Annotated in this window: 8 protein-coding genes, 5 pseudogenes and 1 riboswitch; of the genes and pseudogenes, 5 read left to right on the top strand and 8 right to left on the bottom strand. The window is 44.8% G+C overall.

The window, feature by feature from the left end; translation table 11 throughout:
• Window positions 1-136: 136 nt before the first annotated feature.
• From DXA15_RS21410 to DXA15_RS21400, 3 genes and pseudogenes are all read right to left on the bottom strand, one after another.
• A complete protein-coding gene (locus DXA15_RS21410; RefSeq protein ID WP_128135376.1) occupies window positions 137-1,093 on the bottom strand; it encodes a hypothetical protein in 957 nt (318 codons plus the stop codon).
• 35 nt (window positions 1,094-1,128) lie between these two features.
• Window positions 1,129-1,670 (bottom strand): annotated as a pseudogene (locus tag DXA15_RS21405) (ferredoxin domain-containing protein).
• Window positions 1,671-1,705: 35 nt separating this feature from the next.
• Window positions 1,706-3,825 (bottom strand): annotated as a pseudogene (locus tag DXA15_RS21400) (KamA family radical SAM protein).
• A 653-nt stretch (window positions 3,826-4,478) separates the two neighbouring features.
• Here DXA15_RS21400 and DXA15_RS21395 point away from each other — a divergent pair.
• The 4 genes and pseudogenes from DXA15_RS21395 (at window position 4,479) to DXA15_RS21380 (ending at window position 8,767) form a co-directional block, all read left to right on the top strand.
• Window positions 4,479-4,760, top strand: coding sequence for an HU family DNA-binding protein (locus tag DXA15_RS21395; protein ID WP_007653559.1), 282 nt, complete (start codon window positions 4,479-4,481; stop codon window positions 4,758-4,760).
• Window positions 4,761-4,972: 212 nt separating this feature from the next.
• The gene (locus DXA15_RS21390; RefSeq protein WP_128135375.1) at window positions 4,973-5,659 is read left to right on the top strand and encodes a response regulator transcription factor; all 687 of its coding nucleotides are present in this window, start codon (window positions 4,973-4,975) and stop codon (window positions 5,657-5,659) included.
• A 15-nt stretch (window positions 5,660-5,674) separates the two neighbouring features.
• Window positions 5,675-7,440, top strand: a pseudogene (locus tag DXA15_RS21385) (ATP-binding protein).
• A gap of 85 nt (window positions 7,441-7,525) precedes the next feature.
• Complete coding sequence (locus DXA15_RS21380; protein ID WP_128135374.1) at window positions 7,526-8,767, top strand: Hsp70 family protein; 1,242 nt, start codon at window positions 7,526-7,528, stop codon at window positions 8,765-8,767.
• Window positions 8,768-9,015: 248 nt separating this feature from the next.
• On the opposite strand, the pseudogene DXA15_RS21375 reads toward DXA15_RS21380, so the two are convergent.
• The 5 genes and pseudogenes from DXA15_RS21375 to aspT all read right to left on the bottom strand — a co-directional run bounded on the left by DXA15_RS21375 (window position 9,016) and on the right by aspT (window position 18,361).
• Window positions 9,016-10,361 (bottom strand): annotated as a pseudogene (locus DXA15_RS21375) (citrate/2-methylcitrate synthase).
• Window positions 10,362-10,381: 20 nt separating this feature from the next.
• The gene (icd, locus tag DXA15_RS21370; RefSeq protein WP_128135373.1) at window positions 10,382-11,641 is read right to left on the bottom strand and encodes an NADP-dependent isocitrate dehydrogenase; all 1,260 of its coding nucleotides are present in this window, start codon (window positions 11,639-11,641) and stop codon (window positions 10,382-10,384) included.
• Window positions 11,642-12,059: 418 nt separating this feature from the next.
• The gene (locus DXA15_RS21365) at window positions 12,060-14,309 is read right to left on the bottom strand and encodes an aconitate hydratase (protein WP_128135372.1); all 2,250 of its coding nucleotides are present in this window, start codon (window positions 14,307-14,309) and stop codon (window positions 12,060-12,062) included.
• 273 nt (window positions 14,310-14,582) lie between these two features.
• Window positions 14,583-16,238, bottom strand: a complete 1,656-nt coding sequence (locus DXA15_RS21360) for a bifunctional aspartate transaminase/aspartate 4-decarboxylase (protein ID WP_128135371.1) — start codon at window positions 16,236-16,238, stop codon at window positions 14,583-14,585.
• Between the two features lie 428 nt (window positions 16,239-16,666).
• A pseudogene (gene aspT, locus DXA15_RS21355) lies at window positions 16,667-18,361 on the bottom strand (aspartate-alanine antiporter).
• Between the two features lie 140 nt (window positions 18,362-18,501).
• A riboswitch (cobalamin riboswitch) is annotated at window positions 18,502-18,698 on the top strand.
• A 131-nt stretch (window positions 18,699-18,829) separates the two neighbouring features.
• Between aspT and DXA15_RS21350 the strand changes: the two are divergent.
• Entirely contained in the window at window positions 18,830-19,711 is an 882-nt protein-coding gene (locus DXA15_RS21350; protein WP_233567511.1) for a sirohydrochlorin cobaltochelatase, read from the top strand.
• Window positions 19,712-19,745 lie beyond the last annotated feature (34 nt).

The raw sequence follows: 19,745 nt of genomic DNA, 5'->3' as shown, positions 1-19,745 counted from the left end.
ACAACTATAGAAGACTCTGCCGAAACTATGAATGGACATTCGATTCGGCAGAGGAAATGGTGAAACTAGCATCTATTAGGATGCTATTGAATAAAATTTAAACAGGCTCTAAGATTTGGCGTAAAGATAGGAAAAGTTAGCCAAATAAGTCGAGTGTAAGTTGTTTCTTCTCCGCCTCCAGCTTACGCAGATGGCGCTTGCCTTGCGGAGTAACGATTTCCAGTTTGTCGAAACGGGTACGGATTACAGTCGTTACGGTATAGCTGATGTTAATCGTCTCGCCCAATTCACTTAGCTTACGAGCGATTTCCAGCACACAGTCGATACACATGCCGCTGGTGAAAGAAATCTTCTCGTCGAACATCTGTTTCTTGAAATCTTCATCGCACATGTAGAAGTCGATTGTCTCTCCGCCTTTATTATAGATACCTTTCCAACGGTAACGGCTGTCTTTCAATACCGGCGAGATAATTTCGATGGTCGCTTTATTGTCCTTGATGGTCGGCAGGTCGTCCGAACGAAGGATGAAATAATCGAACTGTTCACGTTTCACCTCCAAGGAACCGGAACGGCTACGGTTATTTTCATTCAGTTCGCGTACATTAATCTTTGTCACTTTCGGATACCCGCGCAACGCTTCGTAGAAATTGGATTTATATTTACAGAACTTCGGCCAGGATGCCAGCAGTTCCACCAACTCACGGGGTATCAGGGCACCGGCCTGTTTCAGTTTAAGCGAACGCTTCAAAAGCGAGATTTCCTTCTGCATATTCTCATCATCCGCATTGGTCCGGTCAACCAAAGGCTGCCCTCCGACAGACAAAGTGGGCCGGGTCAGTACCTGCATTAGAATATTCAGTACGACAGAGATAGAGCGCGAACTTTCGCCTGCTATCGGCCATACAACCCGGTATCCACCTTCTTGTGAAAAGGGTTCGCAATGAGCAGTCATCTTCACATCCAGCAAATCGGCCAGGACACGCAGCATGGAGAGTATCTCTTTTTCACACCGGTGCTTAATCCAGGCATCCATATAAGCGGATTTATCGTTAAATGAATAACGTATCTCAAGTTTGTTGTCAAACTTTATCATAGAGTCATCGAATTATTTGTCCAAATTCCAGCTAATTATTTCACAGGTTGTTCTTTGGGTTTGCGGTCAAAGAACGGGTCTTCGAAGAGGCACTGACAGGGATAGCCATTACGCTCTTGCTCTCGCCCAGCCATCCCAGACGTTGGGCAGCCATCCCGGCACTAAACATCACACGGGTGTCTAGGCGCAAATCGGAAGCTGTCGCACAGGCAGAACCGATAGCGATTCCCAAATCGACCGAGTTGATCGCACAAGGTACTTCTGCCGGCTTCTCCACACACGTTTCAAAACCGCAATGGGCACAGTTCAATCCCTGCACCTGCTGGCGTGTACCCAATATCACGATAGCCTCCGCACTCAAAATATTATCCGCATCACGCAAAATAAACTTAAATCCGGTTTCTGCTGCCAGTTTCAGCATCTCGTCAGACAAACGTTGTATATCTTCACCGGTAACCATTGCAATCTCTATAATGTCAATCCCCTTACCTTTGGGAGCCGTACGAGCAGCCGTCATCATCTGACGGACAGCCTCTAACACATGTTCGTGCCGTATTTCTCTTTCGTTTTGTATCATTTCTTTATTGGTTTAGCAGGAACAAAGATACACTTTTACTCGTTTTCGAGTTCAAGATTAGTCATCTTTTCTGTGATGGCGAACGGATAATCCGGATATTCGTACAGACTGAAACGCGGTTCAGTCACTCCTTCACAATAATTCCAGATACTACGATATTCTTTTACATCCTCTCCCATTTCTTCCAATTGACGCAAATAAGCGGCTACCGACTTGTTCTCTACGATATATACTTCTCCCATCTTATTGATGATAGGGCTATGCCGGCGTCCGGTATCATGGTCAAACTTCAGGATTCGTTTTCCTTCAGCGGTGAGGCCTACTGTTTTAAAAGTCATACTTTTGCCTATAGCCGGCAGATTCAAGACACTACGGTCTGTTGCAGCAAACAACAAATGATTCTCTCTCAAGAAATTATACAATTTTCTTCCTAACGGGCGTTTATTGGTGACAATATCATCCAATTCGGCGAGCTTATCTTCGGGAACCAGGCCAAAAATCTTTTCTTCATATTGTTCCTGAAGCGAACGGCTGTTCGGGGTAAACACGGCATAGTTTTCATTAAACCCTTTTACCGAGAACGTATAATAGCAAATCACACCGACGGAATTAAGCGTCTGCCGCAGCTTGGCAGTATGTCCGCGCCGGGAAGCTGCAACCGTATAAACCAATTGGTTCGTTATCACCCATCCGGCATCCAATATCGCTTTTATAGCACGTTTGGCTTCGGGAGTTACTTCCAAAGGAGATTGGAAGTGGGTTTGAATAATAAACTGGGAGACTCCGATAGCAGAAGCCTTCTCTTTAAATTCTTTCAAAATCCCCACAAGTTCATCAGTAATGCGCAACGGCAGATAAGCCAACAAACGCGAACCTAAGCGAACCCGCTGCAACTCTGCATATTTTTTACCCTCGGGCCGTTCTTCATTCGCTTTACGTTTACGGACAGCCATTTTATAGACAGCTTCCAATATCTTACGCAAAGTAGCATTCTGGCTCATCAGGCGTCACCTCCGGTAATCAGAATATCCCGCAACTGGGCATCTTCTTCAAAGTAATGCATCAAACGACGGAGTTTCTTATCCCAGGTTTCTTTGGGTTTCAATGCTTCAAAATCGAAATTAAGACGTTCGCTCTGGAAATCATACATGCGTTGACAAGAAGCACATAAGCCTCCGCAGGCTCTTCCCATCGAATCAGGAATAAGAATGGCCACTTCCGGATAACGGCGGTGGATATTATGGCCTTCAGGCAAAAGCCATCCGGCGGCATTCGGTTTACCGGTTTCCACGATATCCTCTTTTTCCCAGGCTTTTATATGACCGTATGTGTCAACCAGCTCATCAGAATAAAGGACGTACGAACGAATCGTGTTGTCATCATAACCTTCCGTTCCCGGATTCAACAAGGACAAATAATAAGGCGTAACAAAAAATGGCATACCTTTCTTTCTGGCACGGGCCAACAGCTGCATCATCTCTTCCGAGAGGGATTCACCCAGAAAATAATTCAGTTCCGTCGGACTCTTGATAGCCAATGCCAGATGGAAACGGGCAGTGTTCCACCATTCCTGTACCTGATTATATTTTTCTTCGTAAGTCATCTCCGGTGAAAACTGATAACGGGACGACGGTGCATTCCTGCGCTCTATCTTCCGTATAAGCCGTTTTATAATACGGTCTTTATTTGCTTCACGGATTGCCACCACTTCTTCATCCAAACCAGTCGGCCAACGGTTCATTTGACGCTTAACCAGGGAACGGTCCGGTTCGATGCTCTCGGGATACTCCAATAACTTGAACTGATGATAAAGGTCTATAAACAGGTCGGGGGAAACTTCGTCTGCCAGCTTTCCCGTCAGTAATTGCCAGAAATAAGTGATTGTTTGCACAGACAACTCCTCACCCGTTGAAAGTTCATCAATAGGAGACCCGTCATATTCAATTAAAAGTAAAATACGCTTCGCCACGGCATTTCCCATATTACTGCCACCTCCGTTGATTTCAATCCGGGAAGAAACGAATGAGCGTAGAGCCTCCCTGAACAATTTTATGTTCTGACTCTCTTCCGCCATTGTCACCAACTGAGGAAAGTCCCTGTTAAACACTTTTAGTAAATAAAAATTGTCGTACGTTAGTTCTTTTCTTTTAATCATAAACATCGCTGCTTTTTATATTGATTAGAGTAATATTACAATCATGCCACTCACATAGGGAGAGATCATATCCGGGGATATACAGTTACACTTGTCCACAAATATAATATTTTTAATCGGAAAACTATGAATATTCACTTTTAAAACATTCTAATAAGAGAGAAATTTAAAGCAAAATGATATTTATGTGGCTATTTTACTACATTTTGATTTCATTTTTAGCATTCCACAAGAAACCGGTTATTTAGCACCTCATAGAAACCTTGAAAAATATGAGTTATCATTTGCTTTTCTCAAAAACTATTCATATCTTTGTGAAAAAGTAATATTAGAGGCTTAAGCCTCACATTTTAGGTAAAGGTATTGGTCATTATAAGTATTAAAAAAAGTCTACTTGTGAAAGTAGACTTTTTTATTTTGCCTTCTTTTTGAGAAGCCATACGACGAACAGGTTTATTATATCCATTGAAAAAGGCTTATTACAAAGATATTAAATGAAACACACCGATCATATTTACATCAGTTCGTCATCACTTTACACCAACCCATCTCCCGCATTGAAAAATAAAGAATACAGAAATTACAAAAAAAGTTTCACAGGTAATATTTTTCACTAATTTTGCACCAGTATTAATCATTTAAATAAAATACCTATGAACAAAGCAGAACTTATTGTAGAGTTGGCAGAAAAAGCCGGTTTAAAAAAACAAAAGGCTAAAAAGGTCCTGGAGGCTTACATGGAGATCGTAACAGAAAAAATGTCCCAGAACGAAGAAATATCTATCGTTGGTTTTGGTACATTATTACCCAGACCGCAAAACAGTCGTTTGGCTCGTAATCCCAAAACGGGTACTCCGGTACAGATTCCGGCTAGAACAACAGTAAAGTTCAAACCTGGTAAATTCCTGCTGGAAGCTATGAACGGTAGCAAATAAAACCAAACCGCTCCATATGGTAAAATGAACGTCCGGACTATTCCTATAGCACGGACGTTGTTCTTTTCCTCCCCAGACAAAAACGGCCGATGTAACAGAATCGTAACATATATTTCATTCAACCGAAATACCAAATGCCTTCCTTTGCAGAAAATAATTAATTTTGTAAACAAAGGAATGAATTATTCATTTCAAATTAAATAAAAAAGACTATGGATATGCCCCGAATTCTTGTTGTGGATGACGAAGAGGACTTGTGCGAAATCCTCAAATTCAATCTTGAAATAGAAGGTTATGAAGTGGATACGGCTTTTAGTGCGGAAGAAGCATTAAAAAAGGACCTGTCTGTCTATCAGTTGCTTTTGCTCGATGTTATGATGGGAGAAATCTCCGGATTCAAGATGGCGAGTATATTAAGAAAAGAAGAAAGCAGGGCTGATATACCGATCATATTTCTGACAGCCAAAGATACTGAAAACGATATGCTGACAGGCTTTAACCTGGGAGCGGACGATTATATTTCAAAACCTTTTTCAATCCGCCAGGTTGTCGCACGTGTTAAGGCTGTATTACGGAGAACGACCGATAAAGAGAAAAACGAGACGAACGAACTTCTCGAATATGAAACATTGGCACTCGATCCCAAACGCATTAAAGCATCGGTAGACGGCAAGGAAGTCCCACTGACCAAAAAAGAATTCGAGATTCTGAAATTACTGCTGGAGAATAAAGGAAATGTCTTCTCACGTGAAGAGATCCTGTCCCGTATCTGGAAAGATGAAGTATATGTGCTGGATCGAACAATCGACGTAAACATTACCCGTCTGCGTAAAAAGATAGGCCCTTACGGAAAAAACATCGTTACCCGACTCGGCTTCGGTTATTGTTTTGAGTACTAATCCTGTTATTTAATCATGGTAAGAGTAGAAAAGATGAAAAACCGGATACCTTTCAGCCAGCGGTTATTCTGGTCGATTTTTGTGATGTTCCTTGGATTTACAGTTTGCTTCCTGTTGTTTCAATACCAACGGGAACGGGAATTTTCGCAGGAGAAGTTGAATAATGTATTGAGTAACTATAATTACCAATTATTTAGCCGTACCCAACAGGATACCGACATTAATAAGACGGTAAGGCAATTTATCGAAGATATTCCGCAAAAAGAATTGCGTGTCACCATTATCGATCCCAACGGAAAGGTATTGTTCGATAATAGCGGGACAGAAGAATTCAACAACCATAACGATCGTAGCGAAGTGCGCAAAGCCCGTTTGTATAATGAAGCTTTGCCATCCGCACCTCGGGATCGACGGGCAGACGGTATTTTTATTCGGCCAGCAATATAGGCAGTTATATCTACCGTTCGGCGCTCCCTTATGATCCTTATGTGCAAAGTGCCTTATCCACGGATAAGGACTTCATCTATTTTATGATACTGATGACATTGATCTTTTTCTTTGTCCTCTCCCGCTTTACATTCAGTATCGGACGGACCATATCCAAACTACGGGACTTTGCCCTGAACATAGAAAAGGACCGGATACCGGAAAACGATTATATCTTCCCCAATGACGAACTGGGAGATATCTCAAAGAACATTGTCACACTGTATCACCGGCAACAAAAGGCCAAAGACGAGCTTTCCATGGAACGTGAAAAGCTGATAAAGCATTTCCAGTACGCCAAAGAAGGATTCGCCATGTTTACCGCCGAAGGGAAAGAAATTTTGTCGAATATCCTTTTCATACAGTTCCTGAACGTTATTTCCGACAATCAGATCCGTCAGGCTGAAGATGCCCAGGATATCCGGGAACTTGAACCCATTAAGGCTTTCCTGAATAAAAATATCCCTAATATGAACCGGAAACGGAAAGTGTTACGCGAATCTGTAACGATCGATAAAAACGGGAAAATATTTCTGATCGAATGTATCCTGTTCCTGGATAACAGTTACGAAATATCCATCAATGATATTTCACGCCAGGAAGAAGAGAGCCGGATGAAACGCCAGCTTACCCAGAATGTCGCCCACGAACTGAAAACACCCGTCAGCAGCATTCAGGGATATCTGGAAACGATTATCAGCAATCCGGAACTTACTCCCGACAAGCGCCAGTTCTTCCTGGAACGTTGCTACTCGCAGAGTACACGCCTGACCGGATTATTACGTGACATCTCTGTACTGAACCGTTTGGACGAGGCGTCCGAAATGTTCGACTTGTCCGATATAAATATTCCGAAACTGATCGTCGAGATCCAGAAGGAATGTTCGAAAGAGATGGAAGAAAAACAGATCACATCTGAAGTTATTCTGCCGGGCGATCCTACGATACATGGCAATTACTCCCTATTGTATTCCATTTTTCGTAACCTCTACGACAATGCGATCGCATATGCCGGAGAAGGAAGCCAAATAACCGTGAACTGTTATAAAGAAGATCCGAAATTCTATTATTTCAGTTTCGCAGATAACGGTGTGGGTATTTCGGAAGAACATATCAACCGCATATTCGAACGGTTCTACCGCGTGGATAAAGGACGTAGCCGCAAAGTCGGCGGAACAGGACTGGGATTGTCTATCGTCAAGAATGGGGTTAATTTCCATAAAGGACAGATTTCGGCAAAGAGTAGTCCGGGCAAAGGAGTTACCTTCTTCTTTACCCTGAAGAAAAAATTATAAACATAAATTACAGGTATATATAGTATAAAAATGTCTCGTATTTTATATCTTCGCGCCCTATTTTCCTATAAAAAACAAGGCAAAGATGAATATAAACGAGTTGACATGCGGTCTGGACTTCGGAACATCAAATTCCATTATATCGCTGACAGACAAAGCAACACGGAAAGAAGTATTTTCGTATAGCGAAAGTTCCATCCTGTATTTTCCGGACACAAACGAGATGAAATACTATGTGGGTAAAGAGGCCCACGATAAATATATTGAAGAAGAGATGACCGGGCGTCTGCTGAAATCCGTCAAGACGCTGCTCCGCCAGGACAAGTTTCTTTCTACCTGGATATTCGGTAAAAGAATGACGCCCGATCAACTCGTTACCTGCATCATCCGCCATTTGAAAGAGAAAGCGGAAGCCTTCGCCGGAGCGGAAATCACGGATGTGATACTTGGAAGACCTGCCGTTTTTTCGGAAGACCCCAAGCAAGAGACTTTGGCAGTCAACCGCCTGACGCTTGCCGCCCGTAACGCAGGTTTCAGAAACATCAAACTGCAATTGGAACCGATTGCCGCCGCCCTCTCCTATGAGCAACGGCTCGATCATTGCGAAAACGTACTGGTTGCCGACCTCGGTGGCGGTACTTCCGACTTTACCATCATGAACCTGTCTCCCGATAAAATCCGTAAGGAAGACCGCAAAGACGATATTATCGCTCACGGTGGTGTCTATATCGGCGGCGACTTGTTCGATTCGGAAATCATGTGGTACAAAGTGACTCCCCATCTGGGCCGGGGCGTAAAATACCAATCGTACGATAAAGAGATTGAAATACCTTCCATTCTCTACCGCGAACTGAAAAACTGGGAAAGGACATTTATGTTGAAGGAGAGCAAACTGCGCCGTTCGATGGATAACTACTACCATCTCTCAGGCAACAATCCCAAGATAGATAATATAAGAGTTTTGATCGATAATAACTATGTCTTCTCCCTGTTCAAAGGAATCGAGCAATCCAAAATAAACCTCTCGACCGGAGAAGATACAACAATCGACTTTGAAAAAGAGACAATCCATATACATGAGCCTTTCACGCCCGGCGAGTTTGCTACGATCATCGAACGGCATACTACCGAGATCGAACGATATATCCTGAAACTATTGGACACAGCGCAATATAACGCAGCAGATATAGACTCCGTCTTTATCACAGGAGGTAGCAGCCTTGTCATTCCGGTAAGGGAGATACTTTACCGCATCTTCGGAAAAGATAAGATACGTACAGGGAATACTTTTAATAGTGTAGCTTACGGGTTATCCTTGAGCTATTAACTTCCGCAGCCGGAGACCGTCTGGTTTCCTAAGCAGGAAACGCGAGTTTCTTCAGGAGGAAACTGGAGTTCCCTGCCCAGGAAATTGCAGTTCCCTCCGCAGGAAACTGGAGTTTCCAAAGTAAGAAACTACGAGGAAACTGTAATCAGCTGATCAATAACTAAGTAGCTATAAAATAAGAAAAGGCATTGTAAAAGCTACAAATGACATGCAAATGAAACTTTTACAACACCTTCTTATTTTATAGATCAGCGTTCCTTGATCGGAACATAGGTAGTATCTTCGAGCACATTCTTATAAGCCGGACGGATAATACGCTTACCATCGAAATGTAATTCTTCAATGCGATGGGCAGTCCAACCTACGATACGGGCCATAGCAAACAGCGGTGTATAGATTTCCTGCGGCAAACCGATCATTTCATACACAAAGCCTGAATAGAAGTCCACGTTTGAAGAAACACGTTTCTTCGTTCCTTTATGTTTGGCGAAACATTCGATGGCACGTTCTTCCAGCAGTTCGAGGAAGGCAAATTCTTCTTCACGTCCTTTTTCCTTGGCCAGGTCACGAGCCAGTTCTTTCAAAACAACGGCACGCGGATCGGAAATTGTATAGACGGCATGACCGATACCGTAAATCAGGCCGGTCTTGTTATAAGCCTCTTTGTTCAGCATACGCATGAAATAAGTATCAATTTCATCCACATTCTTCCAGTCGCCAATATTCTCTTTCAGATGATGGAACATATCGACAACCTGGATATTGGCACCACCGTGCAACGGGCCTTTCAACGAACCGATACCGGCTGCAATAGAAGAATAGGTATCCGTTCCGGTCGAACTGGTTACACGGACTGTAAAGGTCGAGTTATTACCGCCACCGTGCTCAGCCTGCAAAACAAGCAACAGGTCAAGTGTACGGGCATCCAGTTCCGTAAAGTCTTTTTTCAGCATATGCAGGAAGTTTTCCGCAAGCGAAAGGTTTTCGTGCGGATGACGGATATGCAGGGAACGGCCGTGTGTACTATGACGATAAATATTATAAGCATATGCTATAATGGTCGGGAAACGCGAGATCAGTTCGATAGACTGGCGCATCAGGTTGTCACGGGAAGTATCGTCCGGATTCGGATCGAACGTATACATTTCCAAAACACTACGGGCAAGGATATTCATGATATTCTGCCCTTCCAGATCGAGGATATTCATCTTGGTTTTCTGCTCCAACGGCATATTATCGCAGATCAAGCCTTTGAAAGAGGCTAACTCTTCTTTATCGGGCAATTTTCCGGAAAGCAACAGGTAAGCCACTTCCTCAAAACCGAAACGTTTTTCTTTGATCAGGCATGAGCCAGGTCCTCCACATCGTAACCTCTGTAAAACAGTTTACCGGGAATAGCTTTCAGGCCACCGTTATCCGGCAGGCGTTCGTAACCAACTACATTACCGATCTTGGTCAGGCCGACCAACACCCCGCTGCCGTCTTCGTTACGCAGACCGCGTTTCACGTTGTACATCGGGAACAGTTCGTTATCAATCTTGCAAGCATCTTTTGACGCATCCGACAGTTTGTAAATAAGATATTCTTTTTTCATCACGAGTTATTTTTACGAGGTTACAATAAAGATATGATACAATCACCAAATTCTTTGGTGCCAAGAGATTTTCCTTCCGGCATAAAACGTGCCAGGTCATTCGTTGCTTCTCCCTTCGAGAAAGCCTTTTCCATGGCGGCCGTGATCAGGTTGGCAGCTTCGTTCCAACCCATATATTCAAGCATCATCACGGAGGAGAGTAAAAGGGAAGACGGGTTCACGATATTCTTTCCGGCAATATTAGGTGCCGTGCCATGCGTTGCTTCGAAAATAGCATAACCGCTGTTGTAGTTGATATTGGCACCCGGTGCGATTCCGATGCCACCTACCATGGCGGCCAATTGGTCGGAGATATAATCGCCGTTCAGGTTGAGTGTCGCAATAACGGAATATTCTTCCGGGATCAATAAGGTATTTTGCAGGAAAGCGTCGGCAATTACATCTTTGATGATGACCTTTCCGGTAGCCGATGCTTCTGCCAGCGCTTTGGCGGCTTCGGCTTCCCCCTTTTCCTTTTTGATCTTTTCGTATTGCGGCCAGGTGAATGTCTTGTCGCCAAACTCGCGTTCCGCCAGGGCATATCCCCAGAGTTTGAAACCGCCTTCGGTGAACTTCATGATATTTCCTTTGTGCACCAGCGTTACACTCGGCAACTGATTGGTCTGGGCAAATTCGATGGCGGCACGCACCAGCCGTTCGGTTCCTTCTACCGATACAGGTTTCACACCGAATGAAGATGTTTCCGGGAAACGTACTTTCGTCACTCCCATTTCTTCCGTCAGGAACTGAAGGAATTTTGCTGCTTCAGGTGTTCCTTGCTGCCATTCGATACCGGCATAGATATCTTCCGTATTCTCTCGGAAGATATACATATCGACCTTCTGCGGTTCACGCACCGGAGAGACGACACCTTTAAACCAACGGACGGGACGCAGGCAAACATACAGGTCGAGTGTCTGCCGTAAAGCCACGTTCAGGGAACGGATACCGCCGCCGATAGGAGTAGTCAGCGGACCTTTGATACCGACCATATATTCGCGGAAAGCATCCATTGTTTCGTCGGGCAGCCAACTGCCTGTTTGATTGAACGCCTTTTCGCCAGCCAGTACTTCTTTCCATTCGATAGAGCTCCGGCCGCCATATGCTTTTTCGATGGCAGCGTTTACAATCTTCTGGCTGACCGGAGTGATCTCCGCTCCCACTCCGTCACCTTCGATAAAAGGAATGGTTACTTTGTCCGGGACAATCAAATGGTCGTTTTGTTTTGTTATTTTATTCATGATGATAGTTTATTAATTTTGTTCAGTCTTTGTCAGATTTGAGTGTTTGTTTATAGCAACTGGTTGTACCTGGCTCCCCTCTCGAGAGGGGGAAGGGGGTGTGTCATATCCCCGCCTATACAACCATCCTAATCAGAGTCACTTGACTATTGCAGGTTCATTTGCCGTTTGCTTCAGCTGACGGTGTACAAGTTGTTTCTCTCTTTTGGCTTCAGCCACATTTCTCCTAGATAGAAACCTGTAAGAAATGGGACTAAAGTCCAATGAGATAACCCCTTGACTAATCCGTCAGCTGAAGCAGACGGCAAATAAACCTGTAACAAGGCTTGTTTTATTGACTGGCTTTAACACACCCCCTACCCCCTCTCTAGAGGGGAGCCAGTTACAACCAGTCAATAAACAGATAGTTCAATTTTTTCTATACATGTGCCATATTCAATGCTGATCCGGACTTGAACCATCGGATCTGCAAATCATTGTACGTGTGATTTACAGGGAATGATTCCTGTGTGCCATCCGCATGCAATACGATAGCAGTTAATGGCTTGCCCGGTGTGAACTCTTTCAAACCGATGATGGAGATGTGATCGTTTTCACGAATCTTATTATAATCGTCCTTGTCGGCAAAAGTCAGGGCAAGCATTCCCTGCTTTTTCAGGTTCGTTTCATGGATGCGGGCAAAACTCTTGGCAAGGATCACTTTCACATTCAGGAAACGGGGTTCCATAGCGGCGTGTTCACGGGAGGAGCCTTCACCGTAGTTCTCTTCGGCAACCACGATGGATGAAATGCCTTTCGCCTTATACTGTTTGGCAACGGCGGAGACAGCTTCATACGTATTATTCAACTGGTTCAACACAGCATTCGTCTGACCGTTGAAAGCGTTCACCGCCCCCATCAGCATATTGTCGGATATATTTTCCAGATGACCACGGAAGCGGAGCCACGGACCGGCCATCGAAATATGATCTGTCGTACATTTACCCGAAGCCTTGATCAAAAGAGGCATTTCCAGCAAATCGTTTCCATCCCACGGAGCAAAAGGATGCAATACCTGCAAACGGTTTGAATCGGGACTGATCTTTACTTCCGCATCTTTTCCGGTCGGAGCCAGATAACCGTTATCTTTTACATCAAAACCTTTGGGCGGGAAATCTGTTCCCTGCGGCTCACGGAGTTTCACTTCGTGACCGTCTTCGGTCTTCAATGTATCCGTCAACGGATTGAAACAAAGGTCACCGGCAATAGTCAATGCAAGCGTCAGTTCCGGGGAAGCGACAAAAGCATGTGTATTCGGATTGCCGTCTGCACGTTTGGCGAAATTACGGTTAAAGGAGGTTACGATTGAGTTCTTGCGGGTGTTATCGTCGGTATGACGTTTCCACTGGCCGATACACGGACCGCATGCGTTTGCCATGATGGTCGCGCCTAGTTTTTCAAAGTCACCGATGATACCGTCACGTTCGGCTGTATAACGAATCTGTTCCGATCCCGGGTTGATGATCAACGGGGAAGCAACAGGTATTTTATCTTCAAAAGCCTGCCGGGCGATAGAGGCGGCACGGCTTAAATCCTGATAAGAGGAGTTCGTACATGAACCGATCAGGCCGACTTCCATCTGGCGGGGATAGCCGTTTGCTTTTACCTTCGCAGCAAACTCAGAGATAGGCGTTGCCGCATCCGGAGTGAAGGGGCCATTGATATGCGGTTCCAGTTCGGACAGATTGATGACGATCACGCGGTCATAATATTCATCCGGCTGTGCCCTTACTTCCATATCGGCTTCCAGATAATCCTGGATAGCATCGGCCCAGGCTGCAACGGTATCGCGGCCAGTGGCACGCAGATAAGTTGCCATATTCAGATCGTACGGGAACAATGAAGTAGTGGCACCCACTTCGGCACCCATGTTACAGATTGTCGCTTTTCCCGTAGCGGAAATAGAGGAAGAACCTTCTCCGAAATATTCGATAATGGCATTCGTCCCGCCCTTTACGGTCAGGATACCAGCCAGTTTCAGGATGACATCTTTCGGTGAAGCCCAGCCGCTCAGACGTCCGGTCAGCTTGACACCGATCAGCTTCGGCATCTTCAGTTCCCATTCCATCCCGGTCATTACATCGACGGCATCGGCACCTCCGACACCGATAGCTACCATTCCCAATCCGCCGGCATTCGGCGTGTGTGAGTCTGTTCCGACCATCATTCCGCCGGGGAAGGCATAGTTTTCCAATACTACCTGGTGGATAATTCCTGCTCCGGGTTTCCAGAAACCGATACCGAACTTATCGGATACGGATTTCAGGAAATCATACACTTCGCTGTTCCCTTTTGTTGCCGTTTCAATATCTGCTTTCGCACCGATATTCGCCTGGATCAGGTGATCGCAATGGACGGTTGCCGGGACAGCAGATTTCTTTTTTCCTGCATTCATGAATTGCAACAATGCCATCTGGGCCGTTGCATCCTGCATCGCCACACGATCGGGACGGAAGTTCACATAATCGTCTCCACGCCTGAACAGGCGTAATGCCTTTTCGTCATATAAATGAGCATATAAGATTTTCTCGGCCAAAGTCATCGGACGACCGATCTTTTCGCGGGCCACATCTACCCTTTTCGGGAAATTGGAATAAAAGCTTCTCAGCATTTCAATGTCGTACACCATATTATAATCTTATTAGTTGTTTGTTTATCAGAATGCTTGTATATGCAAATAAAAAAATTTCATGTCGTAAAGAATGTAATATATAAGACATCATATCGTTTTGCATTTCTATTTTGTCATTAACAAATGTATATATAAATAAAACACCTTTTATTCAATAATGCCTATGACCCGATAGAGGTTGTCTATACAAATAAGAAAGTTCGCCTCACGTTCATTTATAAAACGCGTGGCGAACTTATTTTGTTCAACGATATATAAACTATTCTTAACTTATTTATCTTTTATCGATTCTTGCCATTTCGCGGCATAACTATGAAGGATGGAAGCGATCCCCTCGCCGATCCGGACATAGTCTTCCGTTTTCAGATTAGCCAGCGAAGCACGGATAGACCATTCGGGAGCATCAAAGCCTCCGCCGTTCAACAGGACAAGCGACGTTTCCTGTGCCAGGCGGAACACGACATCGACCGGTTCGTAGTTGGCTTTCAGATATTCGAAGAAATCGTCTCCATAGAATTTCTTTGCCCATACTTCCATATCTATTTCACTGTAATAACCGGCACGGAGAGGATCATCCAGCAAGGTAAATCCTGAACTTTTCCAAAGAGTGTGCAGACGTTCATGAATGATGTCGATCATGTGGGACTGATACAGGTTCTCGGAATCCAGTAAGGAGAAAGAAGCAAACAAAGACATCTGTGTCTGCTGTGGCAGGGAAAGTCCGGATGTATGATTAAGTGCGACCTGACGGCTATCAGCAACCATGCGGTCGATAAACTTCATCTTCGAGGGGTCGAGCATAATACTGCTGTAACGCTTTGCCAATGCCGCTTTCTTATCATCAGGCAACGCGGCAATCATACGGTCATAGATATTATCTTCATGCAAAGAGATGACTGCCAAACGCCAGCCTGTCGCACCGAAATACTTGGAGAAAGAATAAACGCACAATGTATTATCAGGAAGCTCGGCCATCAGGGAACGGAAACCATGCACATAAGTGGCATATACATCGTCGGTAATAATCATCAGGTTGGGATTATAATTGGTAACGATGTCGACAATACGCTCCGTCAATCCGGGTGTCAAAGCATAAGAAGGCGGATTACTCGGATTGACAATAAAGGCAGCCTTGACAGACGGATCCTTCAATACATCCAGATCTTTTTCCTGATATTGCCAGGTATGATATCCATCGCCCGTCATTTTCAGCGCATGTATTTCCGTTACATCAAACAGATAACGGGCCTGTTCGGGTATTTCTATATAAGGGGTAAAGACCGGAGCAAACAGGACGATCTTGTCTCCTTTATTCAACAGGAAGTTCTGTTGAAGGGAGTCAAAGATGTAACACATGGCAGCTGTACCACCCTCGGTGGCAAACAAATCGAATTTACCTTTGGGCGGCCGGTTGTTACATAATGCCTGATCCAGATAATCACGCACCAACACTTCCGTATATTTCAAAATACGGTCGGGAACAGGATACTGGTCACCGATCACACCTTCTGCCCATTCATGTACCAGGTCGTTTTCATCAACTTCCTTTACACGTACCATATAATTATAGGTATCACGTAAAAGTTCGGAACCCGGTACCCCCTCATGTTTGTCAAGAAACTCTCTGAACCGATAGGCGATACTTGGTTTCTGGGGAACGCCGGCAAGACCGACCATGCCGTCTTCCAGTTTAACCCCGCGGCGACATTCTTCCAAAGCAAACTGGCCGAGCAGGAAAAAGGCTTCGCGTGGCGTGGTAGCAATCCAGTTCGGGTTGCCACGACCGGCATTCAACATGATGTGGGTACTTTTGCGGGCACTCTCGTCGGCTAACCGGATCAGTATGTCTTTTAATTCGAACGGACTGATCTCCGACATTTTCTTTTCGTATTCACGGGTGACTACGATTTTATTGTTTTCTTCCATATTATATATAATGTATAATTATTAATTTCTATTTTTATCAGATATGAGTGTTTGTTTATAGCAACTGGTTGTACCTGGCTCCCCTCTCGAGAGGGGGAAGGGGGTGTGTTATATTCCCGCCATACAACCACCATAATCAGAGTCACTTAACTATTAGAGGTTCATTTGCCGTTTGCTTCAGTTGACGGTTTACAAGTTGTTTCTCTCTTTTGGCTTCAGCCACATTTCTCCTAGATAGAAAACTGTAAGAAATAGGACTAAAGTCTAATGAGATAGACCATTTACTAATCCGTCAGCTGAAGCAGACGGCAAATAAACCTGTTACAAGGCTTGTTTTATTGACTGGCTTTAACACACCCCCTACCCCCTCTCGAGAGGGGAGCCAGGTACAACCAGTCAATAAACAGACAGTTCAATTATTTCTATATTTACATTAGCAAGATAATCACCACTCCCCAGATAATCAGCAAGGTGTTACCGACAGCATAAGTAACCGTATATCCTAACGCCGGCGTTTGGCTTTCCACCGCATCTTCTATCGCACCGAGGGCGGCTGTTGTCGTTCGTGCTCCTGAAGTACAACCCAGTGTAATGGCTGGATGGAATTTAAAGAGATAGCGGCCCATCAGGACACCGGCTATCAGCGGAATGGTCGTAGCCAGCGCTCCGATAATGAACAGACTCACGCCTACTTCTTTGAAGCCGGTCACAAAACTCGGTCCGGCCGTAATACCGACTACGGCAATGAACATATTCAGCCCTACATTATTTAATACCCACAAGGAAGGTTCAGGAATACGTCCGAATGTCGGGTGTTTGGAGCGAAGCCATCCGAATACCAGTCCTGCAATCAATGCCCCGCCACTCGTACTCAGCTGATCGGTATATTTCCGAAATGTACCACCAACGAGCCGATCACGCCACCGATAAAGATTCCCAGGCCGACAAAGATCATATCCGTCTGGTTGGTCGGTCGGTCGGCATAACCCAAAGTTGCAGCCGCGGCATTCACCTCCATCTTGGTACCTACCAGTTCGAGCATATCGCCCGGATTAATTTTTGTCGCAGCCAGCACAGGTATATTGACACCCGCACGTTTGATACTTTTAATGCTGACGCCGTGCATCACCTTTTCACTGCGGAGACCGGCTATAGTCATTCCCGAAAACTTCTTACGGGAGATCAGCACGGGCAATGTCTCTGCCGGGAAGTCCAACAATTCAAGGTCGTTCACTTCGTCGCCGATCCAGTCTTCTTCTCCAATCACAAATTCACGGCGACCGCTCAACACCACCTCGTTCCCTTTCTGAAGCATCAGGTCCGGTTTCACATCATACACTACATTACTGATACGTACGCGTTCCACAAACAGACGACGCCCCTGCCCTTCCAGATAATCTTCCAGTTCCTGTACGGTCTTGCCCGCCCCGAACCAGTCATTACTGATCTTATAAGCCCGAAAAGTGATGGGACGTGCTGCCGGCATAAAACCGGGTTGCTCGCTTTCGTCGTCAGTACCCATCTTTGCTTCCAGTTCTTTACAAGCCTTCTTTACCGAGGCAGTCCGCCCAGCAAACGGGGAGCCACATCGCTCATCAGCCACGCAGAACCGGCCGTACCGAAAATATAACAGACGGCATAAGTCACAGGCATCACATTGATTATGGATGTTTTGTCCGCCGCACTCAGCCCGCTCTGATTGATCGTATCTTCCGCTACCCCCAGCACCGCAGAGATTGTCTGCGAACCAGCCAACAATCCAGCCGCTTCTCCTGCATTATAGCCCATCAGCTTGGCAAGCAAAAAGGGAACAAACAGAGAGAACAAACACATCAGTACGGCAAAAAGCATCTGCGGAAGTCCCTCCTTTTTCAGCCCACGGAAGAACTGCGGACCGACACTATATCCCACGGCAAAAAGGAACAGAAGGAAGAATACGGATTTAATAGGTGTCCCGATATCGATATGCAATTGTCCGATTAATACACCGACCAGCAATACGCTGGTAACTGTTCCCAAAGAAAATTTACCTATCTTAAATTTACCTATCCAGAAACCGAAGCCAGTGTCAGAAAGATAGCCAGTTCCGGATAGTGTTTGAGCAAATCAGCAAACCACTCCATATATACAATTGTTTGACGTTAATAATAAGACATATTCCATGTCCGGTTTTATTGTGGTAAATGGAACACAATCCATGGGAAAGTTGTTGCGGGAGATTCAATTAAGAGATTATAAAAGCTCCCTTATTTTAAATAAATTTCTATCTTTGTCCCGCTTTGGTGATACGTCAGCCTCCGGTTGCCGTATAAAAGGGAATCCGGTGAGAATCCGGAACAGTGCCCGCTACTGTGAAGCTCGCTATAAAAGGAAAACATGCTTACACCACTGTCCGTGATAAGGATGGGAAGGTCGTTTTCCGGGCAAGTCAGGAAACCTGCCAGACAGATAAATCCGTTCTCCCGGGGCCAGGAGGGTTATTATGAACATAAAACAAATCTCTTTCAATGAAAAAGAAATGTCTGCTGACAGCCTTTCTTGTAGGTTGTTCAATGAGTATGTCTTTTGCACACGATATGTTGCAGGAGGCAATGACCGACACCCCTGCCAGGACCGTTCCCCACGATGACGGCAAAGGAAATTTTAAACCCTCTGACCTGTTTGCTTCTATGCAGGCAGGCGATAAGGCTGCTCTGCTGATGGTCCATTTTGGAACCACCTATGACGAAACACGCCAACTGACGATCGACGTGATTAACAACAAAGCGAAAGAAGCATTCAAAGATATCGAAGTACGCGAAGCCTATACCTCACGCATCATTATTCGCCGCCTGAAAACACGGGGTATCGAAAAACTCAACCCCGCTGAAGCACTGAAACAACTAAAAGCGGATGGTTTCACCCATATCTTGATCCAGTCTACGAATATTATTGAAGGCGTAGAAATGGAATCCCTCCGCAAAGATATCGCCTCACTGGAAAAAGAGTTCAAGGATATCCGTATCGGAAACCCGCTGCTGTACACTCCCGAAGATTATGAAAACGTCATTGCAGCTATTGTCCGGAAAGGAGCCAAGGAAGGAGCTACCGTCCTGGTGGGACACGGCACCTACACTCCTTCGACTGCACAGTATGCCATGACCGATTATATGCTGAAAGCAAAAGGCTATACTGATTATTATGTTACAACGATAGAAGGTTATCCCACTTTCGACGATATGCTTGCTAAGCTTGAAGCTGCCAAAGTAAAGAAAGTCATGCTGATGCCTTTCATGTTCGTTGCCGGTGATCATGCTAATAATGACATTGCAATCGACATGAAAAAAGAACTGGAAGATAAAGGCTATGAAGTTTCCATATTTATGCAAGGATTAGGACAAAACATAGATATTCAGAATATATTTATCAAACATGCAAAGTTTGCGGCTAAATATAAAATGATTAATATTACAGAAAAGAAGAAACAATTATGAATAATTAATGTTTTAACAAAAATGATGCGAGTAT

Source organism: Parabacteroides sp. AM58-2XD (assembly GCF_003463685.1).
In the GTDB taxonomy this organism is placed as follows: domain Bacteria; phylum Bacteroidota; class Bacteroidia; order Bacteroidales; family Tannerellaceae; genus Parabacteroides; species Parabacteroides segnis.
This window is presented reverse-complemented; position numbering and strand designations above follow the sequence as displayed.